Raw genomic sequence first — 25943 nt, 5'->3', positions numbered from 1 at the left:
CTTTGTTAAATATTTTTATCAAAAAATCTAAAAAAAAACTCTCAAATTATTGAGAGTTTTTTTTAGGTTAAAATTTAATTCAAGTTTTTATTTTGAAAAAATACGTTTATACCAAGGTTCTTTGTTAAAATGTTCACCATAACCGTAGCCATATCCATATCCCTTTTTTAATTCAGCATAGTTTAAAACTGTAGTCATATGTGGCAACCTTTTTTCTTGATATAACTTTTCAGGTAATTCTAACAATTGTCTTTCCAAATAATTAGCACGAATTACATAAATAAATAAATCGGCATTTTCACTTATTAAAAAAGTATCCGTAACTACTTTTACAGGAGCCGTATCAACAATTACAAAGTCATAATTTGCTTTACCAAAAGCTATCAACTGATCAAATCTTTCGTTTAATAATAAAACTTCTGAAGGATTTGGAGCAATAACAGTTGTGTCAATAACATCAATATTCAATTCTTTTGAACGAAATATAATATCAGATTCATTTAAATCCTCATCCATTAAGTAATGAGTAAGACCTTTTTCAATTTTAATTTCTAAATATTCCTTCAATTTTGGTTTTCGAATGTCTGCACCAATAAGCAACACCTTTTTATTAGACAATGCTAAAACTGCAGCCAAATTGGCGCTTATAAAAGATTTACCTTCTCCACTAATTGTTGAAGTTACAAATACTGCTTTTCCTCTATCTTTAATTTTAGAAAGCATGAATAAGATATTTGATCTTAACATTCTAAAACTTTCAGAAATATTTTCAACATTTTGCTTTGTAAGAACTATACTTTTATTTTTAATTTCAGGAATATCACCTATATATGGAGCTCTAATAGCAGCTTCAATTTCCTTTGCTGTATGTACTTTATCGTCGAGCATAAATATAACAAACAACACTAAAAACGGAATAACTAGCCCCATTACACCCGCAATTAAAAGAATTAAAATTGGTTTAGGAGATACACGTGTATCACTACCTCCAGCAGTATCTATAATTTTAGAATTTGGAACTGTTACAGAAAGTGCAATTGAATTTTCTTCTCTTTTTTGTAATAAATATAAATACACAGTTTCAACAATAGTTTGCTGACGTTGAATATCTTTAAATTGAGTTTCGTGTTTTGGAACATCTCCAATTCTAGATGAAGCTGCATATTTTTGATTGTAAGCTTCTTGTAAAGATATATTTAAAGATGATTTTAAATTTACCAAACCTTGCAAAATACTAGCTCTTAGCTGATTTAATTGATCATCTAAATTAAGTACAACAGGGTTTTTAAGTCCCGAACCTTTCAAAATTCTGTTACGTTCAAGCAATAATCTGTTGTAATTTTCAGTATTTAAACTTACAGCACCATCATTTAAGCCTAAATTTGAAGGAATTAACTGGTCGTTATTGGTTTTTAAATAATCTGCAACATAATCGGCTAAACGCAATTGTGTTTTAATTTGTAAAATATCTTTCTCAATTTTATCATTATTACCAACTACCAATGAAGCTTCTGATGTAATATCAGTCAATTGATTTGTAGTTTTAAACAACTCAATATCCTTATCTGTATTTGATAAATCTTTTTCAATTAAAGCCAGTCTTTCATTTAAAAAAGCACTTGTATTTTCACCAATTTTTCTTTTATCATCAACAGCATTTTGATTGTATATTTTTACCAGAGTATTTAATATATCTATTGATTTTTGTTTTAAAGGCCCCGTTAAACTAATTTCAATTAAATTTGAATTGTCTAATAACTCCATTTTAACATTTTTTCGAATACCTTCGGCAACTTCGCTAACGGGTGATATTACAACAATTAAATCATCTTTTAATTCAACATTGTTAAGTAAATTAGGTGTAATATTTATTTCTCCAAATTTAGTTTTAATAGTTTCCCCAAATAAGTACTCTTTTTCTTGTTCTGTTGTTGTGTTTATTAACAAAAACTTTGACTCAGAAATAGCACTAATAGCAAAAGAAGTATCGATTTTAAATAATAAAGAATCTTGTATAAAAAAGTTAATTTTAAATGGTACATTATTTTTATAATGTTCTATTGTATTCACCTTACCTTTTGTATAATAAGTAACATTTATACCTAAATCCTCTACGACACTTTCCATTAAGTTTCGAGAATTTAAAATACCTAATTCATTATCAATGGATTTTTTAGAACTTGTAACCAATCCTAAATCTTCAAAGGCAGCAAGTTCTGCTGGTGTTCCACCTTTTTCTGAATCATCAATTAAAATAGTAGTTGAAACTAAATATTGATTTTGAGAATATCTTAAAACAATAAATGCAATTGTTATAGTTACAAATAAACCTAATGCAAACCACTTCCAATTTTGCAGGTATTTTTGTATGATTGCTCTATAATTAACAGGCTTATCTTCACTTAACAAAAAATCAATAGGATTTTCATTTCTCATATGGTAAATATTATCTTAAAAGTATTGCTACTAATGAAATTAAAATTGAAATAGATGAAATAATTACACCTGTATTTGCACCAACACTTGATGAGTTTACTTTAGTTTTGTTTGGTTCAACATAAAGAACATCATTTTGAGCTAAATAAAAATAAGGTGAGTTAAAAAAATTGTGCTTGGTCAAATCTAATTTTATATATGTCCTTTTTTTATCTTTTTCTCTAATTAATAAAACATTTTCTCTTTTACCATGAATTGTTAAATCACCAGCCATACCAAGTGCATCTAAAATTGAAACGCGTTCATTTGTTACAGGATATGTACCTGGATTCTCTACTTCACCCAAAACAGCTATTTTAAAATTAACCAGTCTTACGGTTACAATAGGATCTTTAATATAAGACACCAATAATTCTGTAAGTTTGTCTGAAATTTCTTTAGTCGTACTATTTTTCACCAATATTTCACCAAGAACAGGAAAATTAACTTTACCTTCTTCACTTACTATATATGTTACTGGTTGTGCATTGGTACTATTAGAAACTTCATATAAATTAAATGGCAAAGCAGCTTCCATATTTAAACCAGAAATATTTATTTTAAGTTCATCTCCTGGCTGTATACGAGGTTGGTAATCAATTAAATCGGCACTTTTTACTTCACCCTCTTGATCCCAAAAATAAACTATTTTTTTTGGCGATGCACAAGATGATAAGAGTAAAATTACCCCAATTAATGCTAAATAATGTATTCTTGACTTTTTCATTTGTTGATTGTGTTAAATTTATATTATTTGATAATTTATTGATTGTACGGTATTTATTTCATAATTAGCTATTCTGTTTATTTTTCATCAAAACTACTTGTTTTAATTTATAAAACATCAATATAAATAAAGTATATATCAATATTAAAACACCAAGCATAATAAAACTATTAAATAATGACGATCCATAAATTAGTATAAGTACAATTATGTAATTTGAGCCTGCAAGAAAAAAACTTGCATTAAAATGTGAAAAACCATTGTCTATTAATACATGGTGCATATGGTTTCTATCTGGGTAAAATGGACTTTTCTTTTGAAGTAGTCTAATAACAATAACTCTAAATGTATCAAATAAAGGTATACACAATATAGCTACAACAATAATTATTTTATTTTCAGGTAAAAATGTAAAATGATTAAATTCTAAAGGATTCATTGACAAGAACTTAAGCGTTAAAAAACCAATACTAAAACCTACAATTAATGAGCCTGTATCTCCCATAAAAATTTTATCAGAATTGGATATATTATACCTCAAAAATGCAATTAACATACCTATTAAACTTAAACTTAATAGAAAATAAAAATACAAACCTATTACATAAAAAATTAGTGCATAAATACTAAAAATAGTAACTCCTATGGAGGCTGCTAAACCATCTATACCATCAATTAAATTGTATGCATTTATAACTGTTAAAATAGTTAAGACAATTAAAATATTGGCAAGAAATTTTGGTATTTCATAAATATTTAAAAAGCCTTCTAATGATGAAATATGCATATTTGTATTAAAAAGAATAAAAAATATAGCAATTACTTCTCCTGCAATTTTTGCACTAGGTGTAGATCTGGCCAAATCATCTTTTAACCCAATAGCAAACATAATAGTAATACTTGCCAAGTAGTTTACACCTATTAAATCCTGATCCCAATTTGATATAAAAAATAAAACAATAGGAAGAGATATAAAAAAAGAAAAACCAGCCATTGTAGGTGTTGATCTTTTATGCGAACTCCTATAGTCAGGATCATCCATTAAATTACGATACTGATTGATCCAAATTACCTTTGGAATTATAAAATATACTAAAAAGAAGGAAATTAGTATAATTACACCTCCCATCATTTCGGTATTTAATACTATTTGATCAAACATCTTTATTTATTTTAAAACATTAAATTATCACTTTCTTAGCAATATTCCAATCAATTTTAGAATTTGCTTCACAAATATCAATAAATTCAAAATCTGACAACCAATTTTCAAATTTTCTTTGAGCCGATTTTAAACCTACATAAGACTTTACTTTTCTTGGAATAGACAGTTCTTTAATCATTGGTTGATCCGGATCTAAATCTCTTGGGTGCATATATGACATTACATAATTGCTTTGTTTTGTCCATTTTTTTAACAACATATAAGGCATAATTCTAAAATAACCACCTCCAGAAAATATAATATTTTTACCAAAACAATTATAAATATTGATAGGAAACTCTTTTAATGAAATTCCGTTATACGTTAAAATTGAAGGTTCTGAAACACCATACGAAGGCATACCTCCGTGTGATCTTTTAGCTGGAAAAACCGACGAGTCAATTTCAATTCCTAATTCATATAAAACTTCAAATGCCCATTTATTTTTTTCGGTTATAGAAAATCCTGGGGCTCTAAACATTTTAACTTTTTTACCAGTGCAATCTTCAATGGTTTTAATTGATTTTTCTACATCGTTAAAAAAAGAAATCCTACTTTGTTCATAAACTAGTTGGTGTAAATGCGTATGACTACCAATATCGTATCCTCTATCTGAAATTTCTTTTACAACATCAGGATATTTTTTTGCCATCCATCCAACTACAAAAAAGGAAGCTCTGGTATTCTTTTTTTCTAAAACGTTGTATATTTTATCCATATTTTGGTATATACGAGTTTCATACCTCTCCCATTCTACTTCTGTTTTGGTAGAGTCATTATCCAATAAATGAAACCAATCTTCAATATCAAATGTTAAAATATTCATATATTCATTCCTTTTTTTTGTTCCCTAAATTTAGGATTTAACTGCTTTACCAAACCTGCATAAGATCCAATTACAAATGGCAATGGATCCAATAAATCGCCATCTTGCAAATAATGTTTTGCTGAAAATAGTTTTTTAGCCCAGTTTTTAAATGCTGGTAATTTATTTTTATTTGAAAACAACCAAAGTAAATCCATACTAAAATACCTCAAATACTTATCTGGTTTATAGGTGTATTTTGTTGTATTTTTATTTAAAGATAAAGCTACAATTGCATTTGGAAAATCGATTCCTGAAACTACCGAAGCTTTTATACAAGCAGGTACTCTAGGGTTTATTTCCATAATACTAATATCGCCATTTCTAGGGTCTTCAATCAAATCAAAATCAGCAAAACCTTCCCAATTAATTACTTTCAAAACATTTGTACAAATAGTTACCAAATTGTGGTTTATAATAGTTTTATTAAAACAACTACTACCACCCTGAATTGGGTAAAATCGTATTTTTTCTATTACTGTGCTATCTATAACTAATTGATCTTTTATTAAAATTTGAACTTTATATTGCTTTCCACCTGGCGGAATAAATTCTTGCAAATGGCAATGACCAAATTCATTAAAAATAGCATCGTAATTTAACCACAATTCGTCAAAAGAATTTACTTTCATAAATCCACGAGCACCTGTAGTTTCATTGGGTTTTATTAAAGCTGGAAATGTAAAATTTGAGACTACTTCACCTTTATTTAAAGCTGAAAGATCTATTGTTTTTGGATGTGGAAAATGATTTTGATTACAAATTTTCATCAATTTATTTTTATCATAACCTTTCATAAATACATCTTTATCAGGTATTAAAAAACGAACTAATTTTTGTAATTCTTCTTTATTTTCGCTTAAATATTTTGCTGAATAATCGTTCATTGGAACAATTACATCCAATTTATTATTATTCAAAAAGTTTAAAAGAAATTTATGAAACTCTAAAGTTTCATGTTGTGTTGAAGGCGCTAAAACTTTATGAGCCGCATATCTTGTATGGTATCCATAAGACAATTTAGTGTCACAAAATAACGTAACACTATATCCAGCTTTTTTAAGCTGTTTGGCAAATATCAATGCCTGAATTGTTTGTCCGTCAAGTAAACCTACTTTAATCATCTTATAATTTTAAAAAATTTCAGCATATAATTGTGCTATTTTTTTCCAAGTATATCTTTCATTAGAAAGTTTGCGCATTTCAAATTTATTTTCACCTAATATTTGATCATTTAAAGTGTCAATAATATTTTTTAAATCTTCTTCAGTTTTAAAATACAAGGCTTTGTTATTGGTGGTATATCTATTTGTTGGCACATCAAAACTAACAATTGGCAAACCCAAAGCCATAGCTTCTACAAGAGAAGGTGCTGTGCCACAAAATGAATGACTATGGATGTAAACCAACGATTTACTTCGCAAATAATGCAATTCTTTTTTATCGTAAACAGCGTCTAATAAAATTATATTATCAATTTTATCTTTAAAATTTTCTCTAATATTTTTACCGTATTCAGAAACATGCCAATTAGAAATTATCACTAATTTTTTATTTGGAAGTGACTTAAATGCGTTTATTAACAAATGAATATTGTTATCTGGCTGCGCTCTTGAAACGCTTACAAAATAATCATCTTTTGAAAACGGATATTTAGCAAGTAGCAAATCATTTGTTTCAACATCAAACACATGGTCTCCACCATAAGCTATTAATTTTGCATTTACACCAAAAGACTTATTTAAACTCTCAATAATCAAAGGGTTATCTCCTATATCATTAGTTGTAAATTTTGTTGCAATTTTACGAGAATAATAAGCCCATAACTTACCTATTTTACCATATTTTTCTCTTTCCCATTCATTTAATCCACCGTGATTTAAAATAATATTTTTTTTAAATATTGAATTTAAAAAAAATGTAAAACTCCCTGAGGCTCCTAAAACTAAAAGAGTGTTGTATTTAAATAATGAAATTACAATAGAAAATGCATCATAAAAAACACTTTGATATCCGTTTGCGTTAAAAGGCAAATAGATCAATGTTGCACCTTTATAATTTTTCAATCCTTTTTCATTAATTTTTTGATTTTTACTGCAAAAAACAATAAAATCAAATTGATCATTTAAATTCTCAACCAAAAACTCGCTCAATGTTTCAAAGCCCCCATAGCGAGCAGGAATACCATTGGTGCCAATAATTGCAATTTTCTTTTTCATAAAACAGCTTTAATAAATTTATTTTTTCTAGAGATTATGCAATTACTCTAATTGTTACAATATTTAAAATACTTCAACATACTTTGAACTAATTCTTTCCCATGTATATCTTCTACTTGCAATTTCTTTCATGCTTATTGCCAATTCCTTTTCTTTTTCTGAAGTAAGACCTTCTATAATTTTTTTCAATTCTGTTGAATCTGAAAAAAAGAGTGCTTTTTCTTCAGTTGTTTTAAGATTTGTTTCCACTTTAAATGAAATAATAGGTAACGATAAATTCATTGCTTCTACTAATGATGGTGCTGTACCACAAAAAGTATGACTATGAATATAAACAATTGAATTACTTCTAATTACATCTAACTCGTGTAAATTATAAACCGCATCTTGTAAAAAAATATTCGGATAATTGGCATATTTAACTTTCAAATCTCTACCGTATTCAAACTTGTCGTAATTTGAGATTAAAACCAAATTACGATTTGGTAGCTTAACATAAGCATCTAAAACCATGTGTAAATTATTATCTACTTGAGCTCTTGAAACACTTACGTCATATGGTTTATTTAAATATGGATATTTCTCTATAAGGTCTTTAGTTATCTCCTTTTTAGTTGTATGATCACCTCCATATTCAATTAAAACACTTTTTTTACCATATTGTTCAAATATATAATCACAAAAATGCTGATTATCAGCTACAATAACTGTTGCATTTTTAATGGCTACTTTTTCGGTCAATTTTAAAAACCACTGTCCAAATTTGCTCCATTTATCTCTTTTCCATTCTAAACCTCCAAAATTTATAATGGTTTTAGTTTTCTTAAAAATTTTTAAGAATGGTAAAACCAAAGAACCTCCTGTTCCTAAAATTAAAATAGAATCATACTTAAACCAACTTAGCATTATTGAAACTACATCGTAAATAATACTTTGAGCTCCATTTGCCTTAAGTGGTAAATAAATTAATTTAGAACCATTGTATTCTTTTAAACGTTGTTCTTTTGGAATAGACTGGCAATAAACTGTAAAATCTACTTCAGCGTTTTTGTGCTTTGTTAAATAATAAACCATAGTTTCAAAGCCGCCATAATTGGCAGGTAAACCCACTGAGCCTACTATAGCAACTTTCTTTTTATTCACCATTATAAATAATTCTGATAATAATTATCAATATATTCTTTTAAAGATATTTTCCAATCACGCATTTTATTAACACCTCTCAGCTCTAATTTTTTAGTAAGCAATCTTTCAGAAGGTGGTCTTTCAGCATAATATACATCTTTAAAATAATCAGAACTTACCGATGTTATTTTGATTTCGTTTTCTTTACCAACTAATTTCACCAATTCTTGCGCTACCTCAAGTCTGCTTGTTTGTCCTCCACAAACACAATTATACAATCCCCAATATTCTTTTTCAATTAATTCTTTCACTGTTTTTGCAAAATCGTGCGTGTAAGTTGGCGTACCATCTTTATCATTTACAATAAACAATTCTTTATTACCATTTTTCAATTGTTTCATTAATTTTTGAATAAATTTCTTATCCTTTTTAGGACCAGCACCCATCATCCAACCAGCACGACAAACAACAAATCTATTGGCATTTTCACAAACAAAACGCTCGCCCATATATTTTGCACGAGCATATGCTCCTAGCGGATTTGGCAAATCCCAATCATCGTATAAATCTTGCTTACCATCAAAAATACCAGCAGTACTTATGTATAATAATGGAATATTTAAATTATTTGCAATATAAACAGCATTCTCTACAGACATGGTGTTTGTAGCATAAGTATCATCTTTATTTTCTTCACAAAATTCTAAATCGGTATAAGCACCTAAATGAAATAAATAATCGGGTTTAAAAGCTTCTACATCTTTTTTGTAAGCCTCAAAATCTCTAAAATCTAAAAAGGTCAACCAATCTTCATTAACATCTTTATCAGTACATTTAATTTCATAATCATCTTTAAACTGTTTGTAAAAAGCTTCTCCTAGCATTCCGCCACATCCGGCAATGTAAATTCGTTTTTTCATGTTATTTAATTTTAGTGTAAATATTTTTTAATTTATTGGCTACAGAATTGATATCTAATTCTTGTTGAAGTAATTTCTCCAAGCCATTATTTTTTTCTTTCAAAGCACAATCAACCAATTTAGCTAATTCTTTAGGGTCATTTGTTTTAGACACATAGCTTCCGTTTACATTTTTAAGTAATTCTGCAACATTACCAACATTTGTTGAAACTACTGGCGTATTGCAAGCCATACTTTCTTTTACTGAATTGGGTGAACCTTCAAAATCTGAACTTAATAGGTGTAAATTTGCTGCGTTAAAATACAAAGGAACTTTTTCTCTACTTGTATTTATTAATTTAATTTCTTGAATGTTTTGATAATTATACGCTTCTTTGAGTATTTTCAACGTTTCAGAAAACAAATCATATCTTTTTTGTTGTCTAATAAAATTTGAACTTACAAATAATATATAAATTGGTTCATTGTTTAAATTTAATGATTCTCTTGCTGAATTTCTTTCAATAGGTTTGAAAAAATCAGTATTTACGCCATTTGGGAGGTAAAATGAATATTCATCGGTTATCAAGTCCGAATTATTTTTAAATATCCAAGCATTTGTATTTCTTTTTATAAAGTTAAATACTTTTGTTCCCAACTCATATATTGGATCATTTTGAAATGAAACCAATACTTTATTTTTTTTTGCCTTACCACTTAAAATTAAACATATTGCACTAAGTGCGTGATGACAATGAATCACATCGTAATTATTTTTATTTAATTTTTTTCTAATATTGGCTATAGATTTTAGGTAGGCTATTTTTCCTTTTTCTCTACCATTTATAAACAAAACATCATTTTGAAGCCCCACTTTATTAAGTGATTCTATTTGTTCTTTTACAAATATTCCAAAAATTGGTAAATTATCTGTTGGATAATTATTAGTAATATGGAGTATTTTCATAATATGTTTTATCTTAAATAAATTTTAAATTAAATTTCTAGGTTAAATGTTCGTTTAAACATCAATTGTTTCCCGCTTTTTTCAAGAGGTAAACGATTAACATTGTAACATTTAATATTTAAATTATTTCCAAAATACTCTTCTAAACAATCTGAAACTTTTTTACAATAAGTCTCAACATTTGTTGTGTCCTCTGGAATAAAATAAATATCAAAATCTTTATAATTGGTTTGAATAACTTTATGTTCTTTTATCCCTAAATCAAATTTTGCCATATAGCTTCCTAAAGATGAAGTTGATATTTTTCGATTGTTTTCAGTTAAAAATTTATCTGTTGTTCTACCAATTTTTAAATTCATAATAGGAAATGGATATGTTTTGCTAATATCATGAATATCTGCACTATCTCCTGTATCTCCAAGTTTATAATTAATCAATGGAAAGCCAAACGAAAATAAAGGTGTAAATAAAAATTCTTGGCTTTCATTTATATTTAAAACAACCACATCATCTGTAAACAGCATTTCATTTTCATTTATTTCAATACCAATTGCAACAATTTCACTACTTCCGTATTGATCAAATACTTTACATTTAAAAGCCTTTTCAATAAGTTCTCTATTTCTCAATTGCTCTGTAGTACAAACTACTTTTTTTATTGTTGGCAAACTTAGGTTAGTTTTAATTAAAAAATTAGCAAATTCACCTATAATACTTGAATTTCCATACAATACTTTTGGTTTGAATCTTAAAATATTTTCATACCAAATCGGAAAATCTGATTCAGAATAATTAAAAGAATTCAATATAATTTTGCGATTTAAAAACATTTTAAATCGCACTAAAAGTCCTTTTTTATATGTTTTATTTTGCAATGGAGAAGCCCAAATCCAAGCAGTTTTATCAAGAGGCATCCAACCTATCATAGAGTTGTTTCTTAACCATGAAGCCCTTGAAATATCTTCAGACATACGAGATCGGTATATTACGCCTTGCTCTCCTGTTGATCCACTTGAAGTTATTTTTATTAAATGTTTACTATACTCATCATTAGACGTTAATTTAGAAATATTATTTTTAACTAACTGTTTTGTTAAAACAGGAAGTTTCATTAAATCTGCGCTGGTTTTAATATCTTCTGGTTTTAGATTATTAAAATCCATTAACGCTCTATAATATTCTGTATGGTAGTATGCATGGTTAATTAACTTACAAATACTCTCGTTTTGTTTTACAACAAGCTCTTCTCTGCTTAATTTTAAATTTAAGCGAAGTTTTTTGTAAAATTTATACCGATTATCGCCCTTAACTAGGGAATAAAAAGTAGAGATTAATGATTCGTAGATTTTCATAACTGTGTGGGGTGAAGTTGTAATTTTAAGCTAATATAATTATTTTTAAATAATTCAAATTATTAACCTTTACAAATTACGCGATTTTAATAAATTACTAAAAACAAACTATAAGCAAAATTACTGTAATATTTAACTGTATTTAACAACCCCTCTTTTAATGAAGTTGTAGGTTTCCATCCAATTTTTTTATAAGTTTCAACTACATTTGCAATTTTTTCTTGTTCCATTTTTCTGTCATCGAGTGCTCCAAAGTGAGGCTCAATACTTGGATTAATACTATTAACCAAATTAGTTACTATGTTTTTTGTTTTAATTGACGCTCCTGATCCAATATCTATAGAATGCCCATCAATATTAGGTGCATTGTGCATTTTTATTAATGCCGATACAACATCATCCACATATACCCAATCAACATTTCTATTTCCACTTGTTAATTTTGGCGTTTTTTTCTTTAATGTTGAAAGTGTAACATATGGAATTAATTTGGTTAAATCTTTTTGCCCAGGTCCATAAACCATATAAAGTGACGCAATACAAACTGGTGTTTTATATAATTTATGAAACAACAGTGCGTAATTTAATGCTGCAAATTTAGCCGCTGCATAAGGCGAACTTGGAATAGATAAATCTTTATGTGAATTTATCTCTTCAAATGAACCCGCAAGAATTAATCTTTTAACTGGGTATTTATGTACTGTTAATAGCAGGTTAAATGCCGTAACAAAATTATCATTAAATGTAGGAATCATGTTTTTATATTCTCTTGATCCACATACATGACTCGCTAAATGATAAATATAATCTGGTTGAATTTCTTTTATTAAGGAGGTCACAAAATCTAAACTAGATAAATCTCCCTTATACCATATAATTTCATCATCTGTATTTATATCTCTACGAGAAACTGCATAAACAGTTGCTCCTAATTTTAATAATTTTCTAGATAAAGCGCTTCCTATAAAGCCACTTGCTCCTGTCACCAAAATTTTCTTTTCACAAACTTCCATATCAATAACTTTAGTTTTTAATTATAAATTAATTTATAAACTATTTACTTAATGCTGGGGTTTGGGGTTACTTGTTAGGGGTTGCTTATTGGGGTCAATTTACGTTAATATCTTGAATTAATTGTACATTTTCTAAGGCATCAGCTGCAAATTTAATTTCATCAAAATCAATACCTGATTTGTTTGAAATATCTAATAATGAATGATTTCCATCCGATTGATTTAGAATCCAAAGTAAAGCCATTTGATAATTTTTCATATTACTTTGACCACTTATACTTCTAAATAAACCTCTTTTACCTAATTGGGGTTCTCCTTTTGGTTTTAAATTTATGTAATTTTTATTGTTTTCTATAATTGAAACGATGTTTAATAATTTTTCAAGAGATTCAACCATCTTGTCTTCTTTAATAAAATCTAGATTATCAGCTGAAGTATGATATTCTGGATACTCAGCAAAAGGGGTTCTAGACAATCTTCCTACTGGTAAATTATAGCCAGGAGAACAAAATTGACGTTCATCATATCCATAGGGTGAAAACTCAAGAATTTTATATTCTTTAGTTGTAAGTTTTAAAACATTTTGAACTATTTCATCTATTTGTGTATTTCCTTCACGTGATTTTTTATAATTAAACTTTCCTTCATCACCAAGTAATGTTAGTACCAGTCCGTGCTTGATATTTTTTATAGTTTCCTCGTTTTGACTTAACCAAGTTATAGAACCAATAGTAGCAGGTGTAAATAAAAAACGATAAGAATATTTTAATTTTTGATCTTTTAAACAGTTGTACAAAGCAGTTGCAACAGCAATTCCTGATAAATTATCATTACCTAAAGAAGGGTGACAAATATGACAAATAAGTATAACTTCTTGATTTATATCTCCTTTTAATAAATATTCTCCATAGGTTAAACTACCAGGTTCAATAGTTGAATCAATAAAAACGGTATATTCCTCATCATCTTTTAATTTTATTAATTGATTATGAGCCATACAAAATCCCCAATTTTTATTGTAATATGAAGTTCTATATGGAATTAAATCTGGTTGATCAGGCAATGTAAAAACGTGTTCTTTTAATTCTGAAAGTGTTACTTTTTTATTTATAGGCGCACTATAATTTAACACATGTAAATTCGAATTACTAAAACAAATAATCTTATTTCCTTTACTATCTTTTATCCAAGCTTCGTTAATGTTCCATTCGTCTGGCACTTCCCAATCATTTACTACAGTTCCACTTGGAGTTTCTGTTATATTTAAAGGAATTTTTTCTGATAAAATAGCCAATGTTTCTCGCACGCCATTTCCTGTAATACTTCTACATATTGGAAAAAGACGTTTAATTAAACTTGTAATATCGCTTCCAATTTTATTTTTATCTAAATCTTTTGATTTCATAGCCAAATCTTTTAATCTATTCTTTTTTATTAGTTGCGCATTTCTTCATAAAATTAACAAATAAGCTTCCATTTTTAGTAACATCAAAATATTCTTCAACAACTTTTAATCCATTTCTACCTATTTCAATCGCTTCTTTTTCATTTGAAACCAAAAAATTTAAAGCTTCTTCAACATCATCAATATTTTCAGGTTCAATTAAATATGCATTTTTTTTATGATCCAAATAAGATTCAACATCGCCTACTTTAGTGGCCAATACAGTATTTCCACTTGCTAAATATTCTGATAATTTAAATGGAAAACCAAAATTAGCAAATTGAGAATTACAACGTGTCATTGTTAAAATATCGCTTTTCAAAATAATTTCTTCCAACTCTTCATCAGAAAGAAAACCTTGATATTTTATATTTGGACAATTTTCAATTAATTTAAAAATTGTATCCATATCACCTTTATAACCTTTACCTGTTAAAATAAGTTCCGTGTTTACAGAAGCGTTTTTAAGAAATTGTATATACCCTTTTACAAAAAACTCAACTCCGTCTTTAGCGGCAAATGTACCTGCATATAAAATTCTAATAGGATTGCTAAAATTTGTCTTTTCACTTTTAGCAGTTATTGGTGCCGAGTTTGGTAAAATACAAACGGGTGTATTTGGTGCTATTTCGTTAATTAATTCTTTTAATTTTGTTGAAATTACAAATATCCCAAAAGCACTTTTATAAAATTTCCTGCTTAAACGTGTAGACGCTTTACCGTACATTGATATGCGAGTACCTTTAGCCATGTTGTTTTCTACAATTTCAAAAACAATTTTATATCCTTTTAATTTTGCATAATAGTAAAATGGCAAATCTTCTAAATTTACAGTCGTAAAAATTAGAATGTTAAGTTTGTTTTTATCGAAAAACAAATTTAAATATCGAAATAACTCAATTACAAATTTTATTTTCCCAAAAAAACTTTCATAAAATAAATAGCTATGATTTACATATTTTGCAAGTCCATATGTTCCAGATTTTGGATTGTCGAAAATATCAATTTCAGAGCGCGTTTGAATAAAGGCACTTGTTATATTCTTATTATTTAGATGGTCTACAATATACTTTCTTCGTTTTGTCATTGCATAACCTTTAGGAAACGCAATTCCATTCCAAAAAACAAAATTAAATTCTTTCATCAAATTATATTAAATAGTTCAACTGTGTAAAAATAAGCATATTCATATTAACAAAGCTTTAAATATTGTTAATTACAAATTACTTTAATTCAAATTTTTGAGATTTTCTGTTGAAAAATAACCTTTTAGGCCCTAAAAAGAAAGTTTTCTTTATAAAAACATCTAATTTTATACATTTTAAAAAATAAAAAAGTTGAGATTTTAATAAAAAAGCATACAAAAATAGTTTAACTTTCTGTTTGAATAAATGTTTATTTTCAATATATATTCTTTTCTTTTCATCATAATAAGCCTCTTTGTGTGTATATGATTTTTGATTAGAAGCTCTCATTCTAAAACATCCCAAAGCTGCCGATATTATGTGTAAATCTGCATATAAAAATAAAGACAGCCACAAACCATAATCTCCTGCTAATTGTGAATTTCTATCTAAAGGTTTACCCGATTGTTTCCAAAGTGATGCTCTTATAAAAGTAGACTCTTGCTGAATGGTAATTTGGCTTCCAGCAAACATATCAAATTTGGTCCAGTATGAACTAGGAAAAACAGAAACAATTCGACCTTTTTCATCTATATGCGAATTTGCACCTTGTAACCATTGAACTTCATTAAACTCTGAAAACACTTCTGCTACTGTAAATAGCGCATATGGTAAATATACATCATCTGAATTAAGCCATGCTAAAATATCACCTGTTGCCATTTCAAAACCCTTATAAACAGCGTCATATAAGCCATTGTCTTTTTCGCTTATCCAATAAGATAATTTATCCTCATATTTTTTTATAATATCAATAGTTCCATCAGTACTTCCTGCATCTAAAATAATATATTCAAGATTTGGGTAATTTTGGTTTAAAACAGACAAAATAGTTTGTTCAATATAATCTACCTGATTATAGGCTGGTGTTATTATTGATATTTTTGGATATAACATTTATTTTTTTGTTTTAAATGATAAATGATTTTTAACAATCAAAAAATCAAATTTTTGCTAAACTTAAACGCTTATTTTCCAAGTAGCGATTGTATAATTTTATTCTTTTATATTGTTTCCATCTGACTAAATAATTTTCCAACGGGAACTGCGAAAAAATTATGGCCCAGTACATTGGTTGATCTCCTTGGGTTTCAGAAAACAATACAACTACCAAAATAATAAATAGCGCATAACCTTTCTTTTTTTCGCCTAATAATTCCATAATGGTTAAGCAACACCTATACAATAAAAAATAATAAAAAAACCCAACAAAAACACCATACTTTGTAAACATTGCTGTGATTCCGTTAGGTGAAATATTATTGGCATATTTACTATAAAATTTGGACATCAATTCTTCACCCGATGGCATACCTGTGTATGGAAAATCTTGCACAATATTCCAATGTACAATAGCAGCTCCAAATCTAGAATAACTTAAATTGGATTTGCTATAGTTTTCTTCAATTTTGTCGTGCATAAAAGGTAAAGAAAATATAATAGGTACACTTACAATTAAAAAAGTTATCATAAAAATTCTTTTAGGTAAGCTAACTGCTTTATTTAAAAGAGCTACGAATGTTAAATTTAATATTAATGTTACAAATCCCATTGTTGAAAAACTTGTAACAATACATATTATAAAAAGCAGATTTGTTTTATCGAAAATCTTTTTATTGATAAATAAATTTATAAATAAAACAATATTTAAGTACAATGCAAATAAACCTGGCTCCCAAAAAGGGCCAGAATTTCGCACAAATAACTGTCCTTTATCTAATGTTTGAATTGTATAAATAATAAAAGAAGGACGATTTAAAACCAAAACATCATTTGCTTCAACACCTAAATTATTAAATTTACTTGCAATAGTCATTAACACTCCATATCCTCCAAAAGTTTGAAATAACCATATTGCCAAAGATACTATTGAAATTATTTTAATTGATTGAATAAATATTTTTACAAAATCTTGCCCTATTAATTTAACAGTAAAGTATATGGTAATTAGCCGAATACCTAATGTTAATGCAAAATAAAAAGGACTTCCAAATAAAAATGTTTGCAGCATATATACCAACATAAAAGGCAGTATAACTAAAAACACCGTGTAGTCAATTTTTTTTTGATAATAGAAAAAACCAAATGTGACCAATGGAAATAATAAATATATAGCTAGCTGATTTACTCTATAAAAGAATTCAAAACTTGAAATAGCAAGTAAATATAAAAACAAAAAATATTTTATGTATATATTAATTTTCATTGAAAAACCTAGATATTAAAAAGCAATAATTTTATTCGTAATTTAAAATATTATTTATGATTAGAAAAATGTTTAATAAACTCTTGAGTATCCTGAAAAATTTTAAACTTTTCTAAAAAAATACTTTCATCCCAATTCCACCATTCTAAATTATTAATTTTATCGATCGTTTCTTTATCAAAACGGTATTTAATATGTTTTGCTGGCACACCACCAACAATAGAAAATGGTTCTACATCTTTTGTTACAACTGATCTAGCCGCAACAATAGCTCCGTTACCAATTGTAACCCCTCCCATAATTACAGCACCATCTGCAACCCAAACATCATTACCTAAAGTTACACCTTTAAACTCTTCAATATATGTTTTGTCTGAAAAAGTCTTAAATTGCTTATTATTAGAGTAAAATGCAGGATGTGTTGAAACAAAATTTATAGGATGAGTACCTAATACCATTCTAACATTTTCTCCAATTGAGCAAAATTTACCAATAGTAGTATCTTGTATAACTGTATTGTTATTGATATAAGTATAATCTCCAATTTTTGAATTTGAAATCATAACACTTTCACCAATACAATTATTTTTTCCAAAAACAGTATTGCTTATTCCGTATTTAAGTGGAAGTCTTAAATTAAGATTTTTATATTTTCTTAAATCCAAGCTACGCTTAATATTGCGCGCAATTCCTAACGGACCATAGTTACTTAATATTTTATTTATTCCAAATCCCATAAGCACGATGATTTATTATTTTTAAATATTGTAACGGTGATAAAATAACATGTGGTATTAAACAAATAATAGTTGCCAAAATAACACCTGTTACCCCTAAATTTAAATTTTTTGCCAAAAATATTGACAATGGTATATTTATTATAGCAGTTGCTAATAATGAGTATAACTGAATTGTTACTTTTCCTGTTCCATTAATAAAATAAGTATAAGGTCCATAAAAAATAGTAACAGCAAAATACAACGCCATAAAAATAGACAATGTAAACGAAATTATTACACTATCACCAATCCAAATTTTATACACTATTGGTGAAACAATTAGCATCACAAACAACAATCCGATTAGACCAAATGTTATTTTAATCAAGCTGTTCATAGATTTTTTTATCCAATCGTACTCTCCTTTTGTAAATGCTTCAGAAATAGAAGACCAATAAGGCATTAAAATAATAGAAGCAACCATATTTGCAACACTAAAATACTTAAATGCTATATTATACGGAACTACTTTTTCTGGATTAAAAATATTTGAAATAATTAAGTTATCTGTTGAAAACAATATAATTCCACACATTTGAATGATGAAAAATTTAAACCCTAAACCAAAAATATCTTTAAGGTAGATTTTTTTCCATAAAGAAAATTTAGGCTTAAAATCTTTATATGTTTTAGAAAATGCGAAAAAATTCAAAAACAATAATATAATAACTGGTAAAGCCGAAAAAATAGTTCCAAATATTAGTAATGAACTTTCATTTGTTTGTGTTAATAAGTAAATAAATATTAATGAACTTACTTGGGTAAAAAAACCAACCTTACCTTGTACAGATGGTTTTTGATCTGCAATATAAATAGTGGTTATTAAGGTTACAACCATTTGTAAACAGAAAAAAGAAAAAACCACAGGCATTAAAATACTTAACTGTGTTTGTAATGATCTGTCGGTATTAAAAACTACTGTCCAATCTACAAAAGAATTGAGTCCTAAAAAGAGAAAAATTAAACCTAAACAAATGCTGCCAATAGTAAAATAAGCTGTACTAACATAAGCTTGAGCTAGTTCTAATTTATCTTGTGCTTTAGATTCGGAAAACTTGTTTCTTAAACCATGTCCAAGACCAATATCAAAAAATGCAAACCAACCTATAAAAGAACTTAGCGTTAACCAAATTCCGTAATTTTCGGTATCTAAATAATTAATTGTTAACGGAACTAATAAAAAACTTGAAGCTATGCTTCCTCCCCTATAAATAAAAGAGAGTAACACATGTTTTGTTATACCTTGGGTACGTTGACTTTTTATCCCAAGTTTGCTATAAATTTTTGAAATTAGTTCTTTCAATTTTAAATTTTATTTAAACATTCAATCAAACTATCTTTCCAATACGGAATCTCTATTTGATATTTTTCTTTAATTTTATTTTTACTTAACACACTATAATATGGTCTTTTAGCTGGTGTTGGATATTGAGTTGACTCAATAGGATTTAATTTAATAGAGATTTCTTTTAATTCAAAAATAGCTTTCGCAAAATCGAACCAACTACAAACACCTTCATTTGAAAAATGAAATATCTCCACCGTTTCATTTTTTATTTTTGGTAAAATTTCAAGCATTACAGTAGCTAAATCTTTTGCATAAGTTGTAGTACCAATTTGATCTGCTACAATATTTAGTTCATCTCTTTCATTTCCTAAACGCAACATTGTTTTTACAAAATTATTACCAAAACTAGAATAAACCCAAGATGTTCTGATTATGATGGAATTCTCTGGATTTATTTTTAACATCGCATTTTCACCATCTAGCTTTGTTTTTCCATAAACACTTTGCGGATTTGGAATCACATTTTCTTTATATGGTATATTAGAAATACCATCAAAAACATAATCTGTTGATATGTGAATCAACTTTATTTTTTTTTCTTTCGCAATTCTTGCAAAATTTTCAGTTGCTAAATTATTTATTTTATCAGCTATCTCAGTATCACTTTCAGCTTTATCAACAGCTGTATAAGCTGCACAATTAAAAATTGTATTTATGTTATTGACCTTGATAAAATCTTCAACAATTTTATGATTTGTAATGTCTAATTCAGCAACATCTGTAAACAAAAACGTATAATTTTTATAATTAGATGCAAGCTCTCTTATTTCTGAACCCAATTGCCCATTTGCTCCTGTAACCAATATATTATACATATAAATTTATTTTATTATCAAAATACTCCACATCTTTAAATAAAGGTTGTTGCGCATCTTTTTGAGACAGTTGTAAATCTTTTGTAATCAATTGCCAATCAATGCCTATTGTTTTATCATCAAAAGCAAATCCCCTATCATGATTTGGACTGTAATAATTATCTACTTTATACGCTAAAATAGCTTCATCACTTAAAACTATAAAACCGTGAGCAAACCCTCTTGGAATCAATAATTGTTTTTTATTTTCTTCAGATAATTCTATAGCAACATATTTACCAAATGTTGAAGATCCTTTTCTAATATCTACAGCAACATCTAACACTTTACCTTTTATAACCCTAACTAATTTAGTTTGTGCAAATGGAGGTAATTGATAATGCATTCCTCTCAAAACTCCAAAAGAAGATTTTGATTCATTATCCTGACAAAAATTGATTTTATACCCTAAAAAATCTTCCAATTTATCTTGTCTAAATGTTTCTACAAAATACCCCCTATCATCGCCTCTAACATTAGGCTCACAAATTACAACATCTTTAATATTGGTTCTTTTAAACTTCATAAATTGATTTCTCTTTTGCTAATTCTATTAAATACTGTCCATAACCATTCTTTTTTAAAGGTTCGGCAAGTACTAACAATTGTTCTTTATTAATGTACCCTTTTTCGTATGCAATTTCTTCAATACAGGCAATTTTTAATCCTTGTCTATGCTCAATGGCTTGTACATAGTTTGATGCTTCTAACAAACTTTCGTGCGTACCTGTATCCAACCAAGCAAATCCTCTTCCCATAATTTCAACCTTCAAGTTAGCATCTAAAAGATATTTTTGATTAACTGAAGTAATTTCCAATTCTCCTCGCTTACTTGGCTTTACATTTTTAGCTATTTCAACAACACTATTTGGGTAGAAATAGAGACCAACTACTGCAAAATGACTTTTAGGATTCTCAGGTTTTTCTTCAATACTCAAAGCATTTCCTTTAGCATCAAATTGTACAACACCATATCGTTCTGGGTCTTTCACATAATATCCAAATACAGTTGCATTACCATTATTTTCCACACCTTTTACAGCATTTTCCAATATTTTTGAAAAACCATAACCATAAAAAATATTATCACCCAATATCAAGCAAACATTATCATCTCCAATGAATTCTTCTCCAATGATAAAGGCTTGAGCTAAACCATCAGGAGATGGCTGCTCTTTATAACTAAATTTCATTCCCAAATCTGCTCCATCTCCTAATAATTGTTCAAATCGTGGTAAATCTATTGGTGTTGAGATTATTAAAACTTCTCTAATTCCGGCAAGCATTAGTACAGACAGTGGATAATAAATCATTGGCTTATCACTAATTGGCAATAACTGTTTAGAAGTTCCTTTGGTTAGTGGATACAACCTTGTACCTGATCCGCCTGCTAATATAATTCCTTTCATAATTGTTTAGTTTGTAAGTACTTTATTAAATATCAATATTATTAATAAATATTTGATTTTAACAAAAATATATTAAAATGAAAACAACACACTGTAATATGTAATTATTTTTATGTTATATTTAAAAAAAAATCTTTAAAAAAAAATGTAGCTTAAAAAAACTACATTTTTTTTTAAAAATTAAGTATCATGTGCAAATTTCTTAAATAATTGAATTTGCAAATATATAATCGGTTTCTAATTACAGTTAAGTCAATAAAAATTAATAAATCATTATTCTAGCTAAAAAGCCCAAAAATATTAATACAGACGCAACAAATAATACTATTGATAAAGTTACTCTTAAAGTTTCCATAACATTCTAATTTTAAATATTTTATACATTTAAGCATTTAATTCTTTCTATTCAAATTCTACAATTGAATTTATTTTTATTTAATAAAAGTAAAAACAATGAAAATGAAATTTTAATAAATAAACTTGGGGTGTACAGATATTACATCTCAAAAAAAACAGAGCTGTAATTGTTTAGTAAATATGGGGATAAATACTAAAATCGTGGGGTAATAAATTTTTTAAAAATTAATGTGGGGTGATGTTAACTTCAAAATTTTCATTCAAATTAAAACATCTTATTTTTGTGGGGTAACAAACTCAATAAAAAATTTTAATTTCAATGAGTTAAATTGTTATAGCAAATATAGATATATATTTCTAATTAAAAAAAAATAACTGAAATTATTAATTAATTAAGTTGTTATTTATGAAAAATACATTTTTTCAATAAATTCAAATTGAAAAATAAAAATTTTGAATCTTCTTTTTAACAATCCTACAATCTTATATCTATATTGTTATTTCACAGAACCTATGTATTTTCAGTATTTAAAGTGTGATTAAAAAAAATAACTACATAAATTCAAGATTTATACTAAAATATAAATATTAAAGTTATTACGTAATAGTACAGTCAAACTACCATTAATTGTTAAGTAACGACTTAGAGTAAGATAGTTAACTGACACATACAAAAGGAGTTAAAACATAAATAAATGGTAATTTTTTTAAAATAAATGGTAAAATATTTTGCGTATTAAACATGTCTATTTATATTTGCAGTATAAAACATATTGTTTTGATTATTAAACCCCTAACCCCTAAAATATATTATTATGAAAAGCCAAATACCACCTAATTAAACTTCTCTTACTTCCTGAAGTTAAAATCGACTCAACTTTAATCATTTAAAAGTTACAATTAAGTTATTTTATAATTGTTTCAAACTTAAATATCAAAAAAATAAATTATGTAGATTCCCCACAGTCCCCTCCTAACCCCAACCAAAATGAAAAAAGGCTTTTTAAGCATAGCATTTCTATTATGCTTCGTAAACATATATGCAACTGATTATTATATTTCATCTTCTACTGGAAATGACAGTAACGATGGGAAGTCAGCTTCTACAGCGTGGAAAACTATTTCAAAATTAAATTCAATTATAAAAACATTACGTCCAGGTGATGCTGTGTTATTTAAAAGTGGTGATACATTTTATGGTAGTTTAGAAATTACTACTGCAGGAACTAGTGGTTCTCCAATTAATTTTACTAGTTATGGATCTGGATCAAAACCAATAATCTCTGGTTTTATTCCTGTATCTGGATGGGTAAATAAAGGGAATAATATTTGGTCTAAAACAATTTCAGGAACACATCAAGTTGCTGCTTTACAAATTAAAGGAGTTCCGCAAATAGTAGGAAGATATCCAAAAGTAAATGCCCCTAATAAAGGTTATTATTTAGTAAATAGTTCAACTTCAAATTCTATTACAAGTAGTAGCTTACCTTCATCTCCTAATTGGACTGGTGCTGAAGCAGTTATTAGAACTGTTCCTTGGGTTTTTGAAATGAGAGAAATATCAAGCCACTCAGGTAGTAGTGTAACATTGAAAACTGCAACATCTTATCAATCAAGAGTAAATGGTGGTTTTTTCTTTCAACACGACCCAAAAGCATGTACCGTTCAAGGTGAATGGAGTTTTAACAAAACCACAAGATTGTTAAGTATTTATTCAACAATAGATCCAAATACTTTGGATATAAAAATTACAGGACACGACAACCTCATTAGCTTAAATTATTACAGTCATTATATTTCAATTATCAATTTAAGTTTAAAAGGTGCAGGTGTAAATCTTATTTCAGAAAAAGCTTGTAATTATATTGAAGTTAAAAATTGTGAACTGGCCTATTCTGGAGGAAGAGGTATACATTTAGAAACAGGAACAAATGCTACAATAACTGGAAATCACATTCACGACCTTTACGCAAATGGTGTTGCATCTAGAAACAACTATCAAAGTGCTAATATTTCTAATAATCTTGTAGAAAAAATTTCTTTAGTCGCTGGAATGGGAATTTCTGGAGTTTCTGCAACTGCAGCTTTTAGTATCGACGGATCTAATGCTATTTTTGAAAATAATATATTAAAAAACCTTGGCTATATTGGAATTTCTTGGAAAGGAGATAATGCTTCAGTACAACATAATACAGTTGATAATTATTGTTCTGTTTTAGATGACGGTTCTGGGATTTACACTTATGATGGTATTGATAAATACCCAAATACCAGACCTTCAAAAGTACTTTACAATATAGTTTCTAATGGTGTAGGTGCCGCAGAAGGAAGTTCAGATAAAAAAGCTTCTGCAAATGGTATTTATATGGATGATGGAACAAATAACGTTGAAATTAAATACAATACAGTAAGTAATGTAGCTACAACTGGGATATATCTTCACAACGCTAACAATATAGATGCTCAATTCAATACCATATTTAACGCGGGGATGTATCAAATGTTTTTATACAATGATTCTTTACATCCAAATACTATCACAGGCTGTACAATTAAAAATAACACTTTAGTTACAACCAACACTTCTCAATTAATATTGTTTGCTCATTCACAAAATGGTGATTTTTTGAAAAACACTTTTGAAAACAATTATTACTGTACTCCTTACACAACGGGTAATATTATAAAATTATGGTATAATAATGGTAGTGGTTACGCTGCATACCAGTACACACTAACTCAGTGGAGATCTAACCACAAACTTGATTTACTTACAAAAACTGCTCCAATTGCTTTAGATTCTAAAACACAATCAAATTATAAAGATTGGATGTCACTTCCTCTTAACGGCACAGGAAATTCCAAAGTAATTAACCTTTCTGAGAGTTATGTCGACGTAAATGGTACATATAGCCCTTCTAGTTTTTCACTTGAACCATTTACCTCAAAAATGCTGTTCAAAAAAAAAAATGACAATATATCAAATGCGCCGCTAGCTGTTAACGATTCTATATCTGCAATTAAAAATACGGTATTCAATGCAACGGTAAGTTTATTAGCAAATGATTCAGATGTAGATGGTGATGCTTTAACTGTGATTGCTGGAACTTTCTCTACTACTAAAGGTGGAACAATTGTTTTAAAAGCGGATGGTTTGTTCTCTTACACTCCTAAAGCTGATTTTACTGGTGAAGATACTTTTACTTACACTGTTTCTGATGGCTTTTTAACTTCAACAGCAATTTTAACTATCACAGTAAGCAATGTAAATGTGGCTCCTGTGGCTACTAATGATCAAATTTCAACTCCTGAAAATACGGTATTCAATGCAACGGTAAGTTTATTGAAAAATGATTCTGATGTAGATGGTGATGCTTTAACCGTTACTGCTGGAACTTTCTCTACTACTAAAGGTGGAACAATTGTTTTAAAATCGGATGGTTTGTTCTCTTACACTCCTAAAGCTGATTTTACTGGTGAAGATACTTTTACTTACACTGTTTCTGATGGCTTTTT

At 27.7% G+C, this 25943-nt stretch carries 21 protein-coding genes; 1 reads left to right on the top strand and 20 read right to left on the bottom strand.

Going from position 1 to position 25943, the window contains the following annotated elements:
• Window positions 1-87: 87 nt before the first annotated feature.
• From EC396_RS03375 to rfbA, 20 genes are all read right to left on the bottom strand, one after another.
• Entirely contained in the window at window positions 88-2436 is a 2349-nt protein-coding gene (locus EC396_RS03375) for a polysaccharide biosynthesis tyrosine autokinase (RefSeq protein ID WP_129365295.1), read from the bottom strand.
• 10 nt (window positions 2437-2446) lie between these two features.
• Complete coding sequence (locus EC396_RS03370; RefSeq protein ID WP_129365294.1) at window positions 2447-3202, bottom strand: polysaccharide biosynthesis/export family protein; 756 nt, start codon at window positions 3200-3202, stop codon at window positions 2447-2449.
• Between the two features lie 64 nt (window positions 3203-3266).
• Entirely contained in the window at window positions 3267-4364 is a 1098-nt protein-coding gene (locus tag EC396_RS03365) for a glycosyltransferase family 4 protein (RefSeq protein WP_129365293.1), read from the bottom strand.
• A 19-nt stretch (window positions 4365-4383) separates the two neighbouring features.
• The gene (locus tag EC396_RS03360; protein ID WP_129365292.1) at window positions 4384-5232 is read right to left on the bottom strand and encodes a polysaccharide deacetylase family protein; all 849 of its coding nucleotides are present in this window, start codon (window positions 5230-5232) and stop codon (window positions 4384-4386) included.
• Window positions 5229-6395 carry an ATP-grasp domain-containing protein gene (locus EC396_RS03355; RefSeq protein WP_129365291.1) on the bottom strand — a complete coding sequence of 389 codons (1167 nt, stop codon included), beginning with the start codon at window positions 6393-6395 and terminating at the stop codon, window positions 5229-5231. Before EC396_RS03355 ends, EC396_RS03360 begins: the two co-directional genes overlap by 4 nt.
• 9 nt (window positions 6396-6404) lie before the next feature.
• Window positions 6405-7490, bottom strand: a complete 1086-nt coding sequence (locus EC396_RS03350) for a DUF1972 domain-containing protein (RefSeq protein ID WP_129365290.1) — start codon at window positions 7488-7490, stop codon at window positions 6405-6407.
• A 63-nt stretch (window positions 7491-7553) separates the two neighbouring features.
• The gene (locus tag EC396_RS03345) at window positions 7554-8636 is read right to left on the bottom strand and encodes a DUF1972 domain-containing protein (RefSeq protein ID WP_129365289.1); all 1083 of its coding nucleotides are present in this window, start codon (window positions 8634-8636) and stop codon (window positions 7554-7556) included.
• Entirely contained in the window at window positions 8636-9535 is a 900-nt protein-coding gene (locus EC396_RS03340) for an NAD(P)-dependent oxidoreductase (RefSeq protein WP_129365288.1), read from the bottom strand. Before EC396_RS03340 ends, EC396_RS03345 begins: the two co-directional genes overlap by 1 nt.
• A gap of 1 nt (window position 9536) precedes the next feature.
• Window positions 9537-10481 (bottom strand): glycosyltransferase family 4 protein, encoded by a 945-nt coding sequence (locus tag EC396_RS03335; protein WP_129365287.1) that lies wholly within the window; start codon window positions 10479-10481, stop codon window positions 9537-9539.
• A gap of 29 nt (window positions 10482-10510) precedes the next feature.
• Window positions 10511-11833 (bottom strand): phenylacetate--CoA ligase family protein, encoded by a 1323-nt coding sequence (locus EC396_RS03330; protein ID WP_129365286.1) that lies wholly within the window; start codon window positions 11831-11833, stop codon window positions 10511-10513.
• 86 nt (window positions 11834-11919) lie between these two features.
• Window positions 11920-12846 carry an NAD(P)-dependent oxidoreductase gene (locus tag EC396_RS03325; protein WP_129365285.1) on the bottom strand — a complete coding sequence of 309 codons (927 nt, stop codon included), beginning with the start codon at window positions 12844-12846 and terminating at the stop codon, window positions 11920-11922.
• Between the two features lie 94 nt (window positions 12847-12940).
• On the bottom strand, window positions 12941-14251 hold the full coding sequence (locus EC396_RS03320) for a DUF4910 domain-containing protein (protein ID WP_129365284.1): 1311 nt from the start codon (window positions 14249-14251) through the stop codon (window positions 12941-12943).
• Between the two features lie 16 nt (window positions 14252-14267).
• On the bottom strand, window positions 14268-15434 hold the full coding sequence (locus EC396_RS03315; RefSeq protein ID WP_129365283.1) for a glycosyltransferase: 1167 nt from the start codon (window positions 15432-15434) through the stop codon (window positions 14268-14270).
• Between the two features lie 79 nt (window positions 15435-15513).
• Window positions 15514-16371 (bottom strand): glycosyltransferase family 2 protein, encoded by an 858-nt coding sequence (locus EC396_RS03310; protein ID WP_129365282.1) that lies wholly within the window; start codon window positions 16369-16371, stop codon window positions 15514-15516.
• 46 nt (window positions 16372-16417) lie between these two features.
• Window positions 16418-17485, bottom strand: coding sequence for a hypothetical protein (locus EC396_RS03305; protein ID WP_129365281.1), 1068 nt, complete (start codon window positions 17483-17485; stop codon window positions 16418-16420).
• A gap of 245 nt (window positions 17486-17730) precedes the next feature.
• Entirely contained in the window at window positions 17731-18417 is a 687-nt protein-coding gene (locus EC396_RS03300) for a CatB-related O-acetyltransferase (RefSeq protein ID WP_129365280.1), read from the bottom strand.
• Window positions 18398-19762, bottom strand: a complete 1365-nt coding sequence (locus EC396_RS03295) for a lipopolysaccharide biosynthesis protein (RefSeq protein WP_129365279.1) — start codon at window positions 19760-19762, stop codon at window positions 18398-18400. Before EC396_RS03295 ends, EC396_RS03300 begins: the two co-directional genes overlap by 20 nt.
• A 2-nt stretch (window positions 19763-19764) precedes the next feature.
• The gene (gene rfbD, locus EC396_RS03290; RefSeq protein WP_129365278.1) at window positions 19765-20622 is read right to left on the bottom strand and encodes a dTDP-4-dehydrorhamnose reductase; all 858 of its coding nucleotides are present in this window, start codon (window positions 20620-20622) and stop codon (window positions 19765-19767) included.
• Window positions 20615-21187: a dTDP-4-dehydrorhamnose 3,5-epimerase gene (rfbC, locus tag EC396_RS03285; RefSeq protein WP_129365277.1), complete on the bottom strand. Its 573-nt coding sequence runs from the start codon at window positions 21185-21187 to the stop codon at window positions 20615-20617. Before rfbC ends, rfbD begins: the two co-directional genes overlap by 8 nt.
• Window positions 21177-22070 (bottom strand): glucose-1-phosphate thymidylyltransferase RfbA, encoded by an 894-nt coding sequence (gene rfbA / locus EC396_RS03280; protein WP_129365276.1) that lies wholly within the window; start codon window positions 22068-22070, stop codon window positions 21177-21179. Before rfbA ends, rfbC begins: the two co-directional genes overlap by 11 nt.
• Window positions 22071-23415: 1345 nt before the next feature.
• Here rfbA and EC396_RS03275 point away from each other — a divergent pair.
• On the top strand, window positions 23416-25943 hold a 2528-nt coding region (locus tag EC396_RS03275), incomplete at its 3' end, for an Ig-like domain-containing protein (protein ID WP_164975196.1).

The organism is Lutibacter sp. HS1-25 (assembly GCF_004121075.1).
GTDB lineage: Bacteria > Bacteroidota > Bacteroidia > Flavobacteriales > Flavobacteriaceae > Lutibacter.
This window is presented reverse-complemented; position numbering and strand designations above follow the sequence as displayed.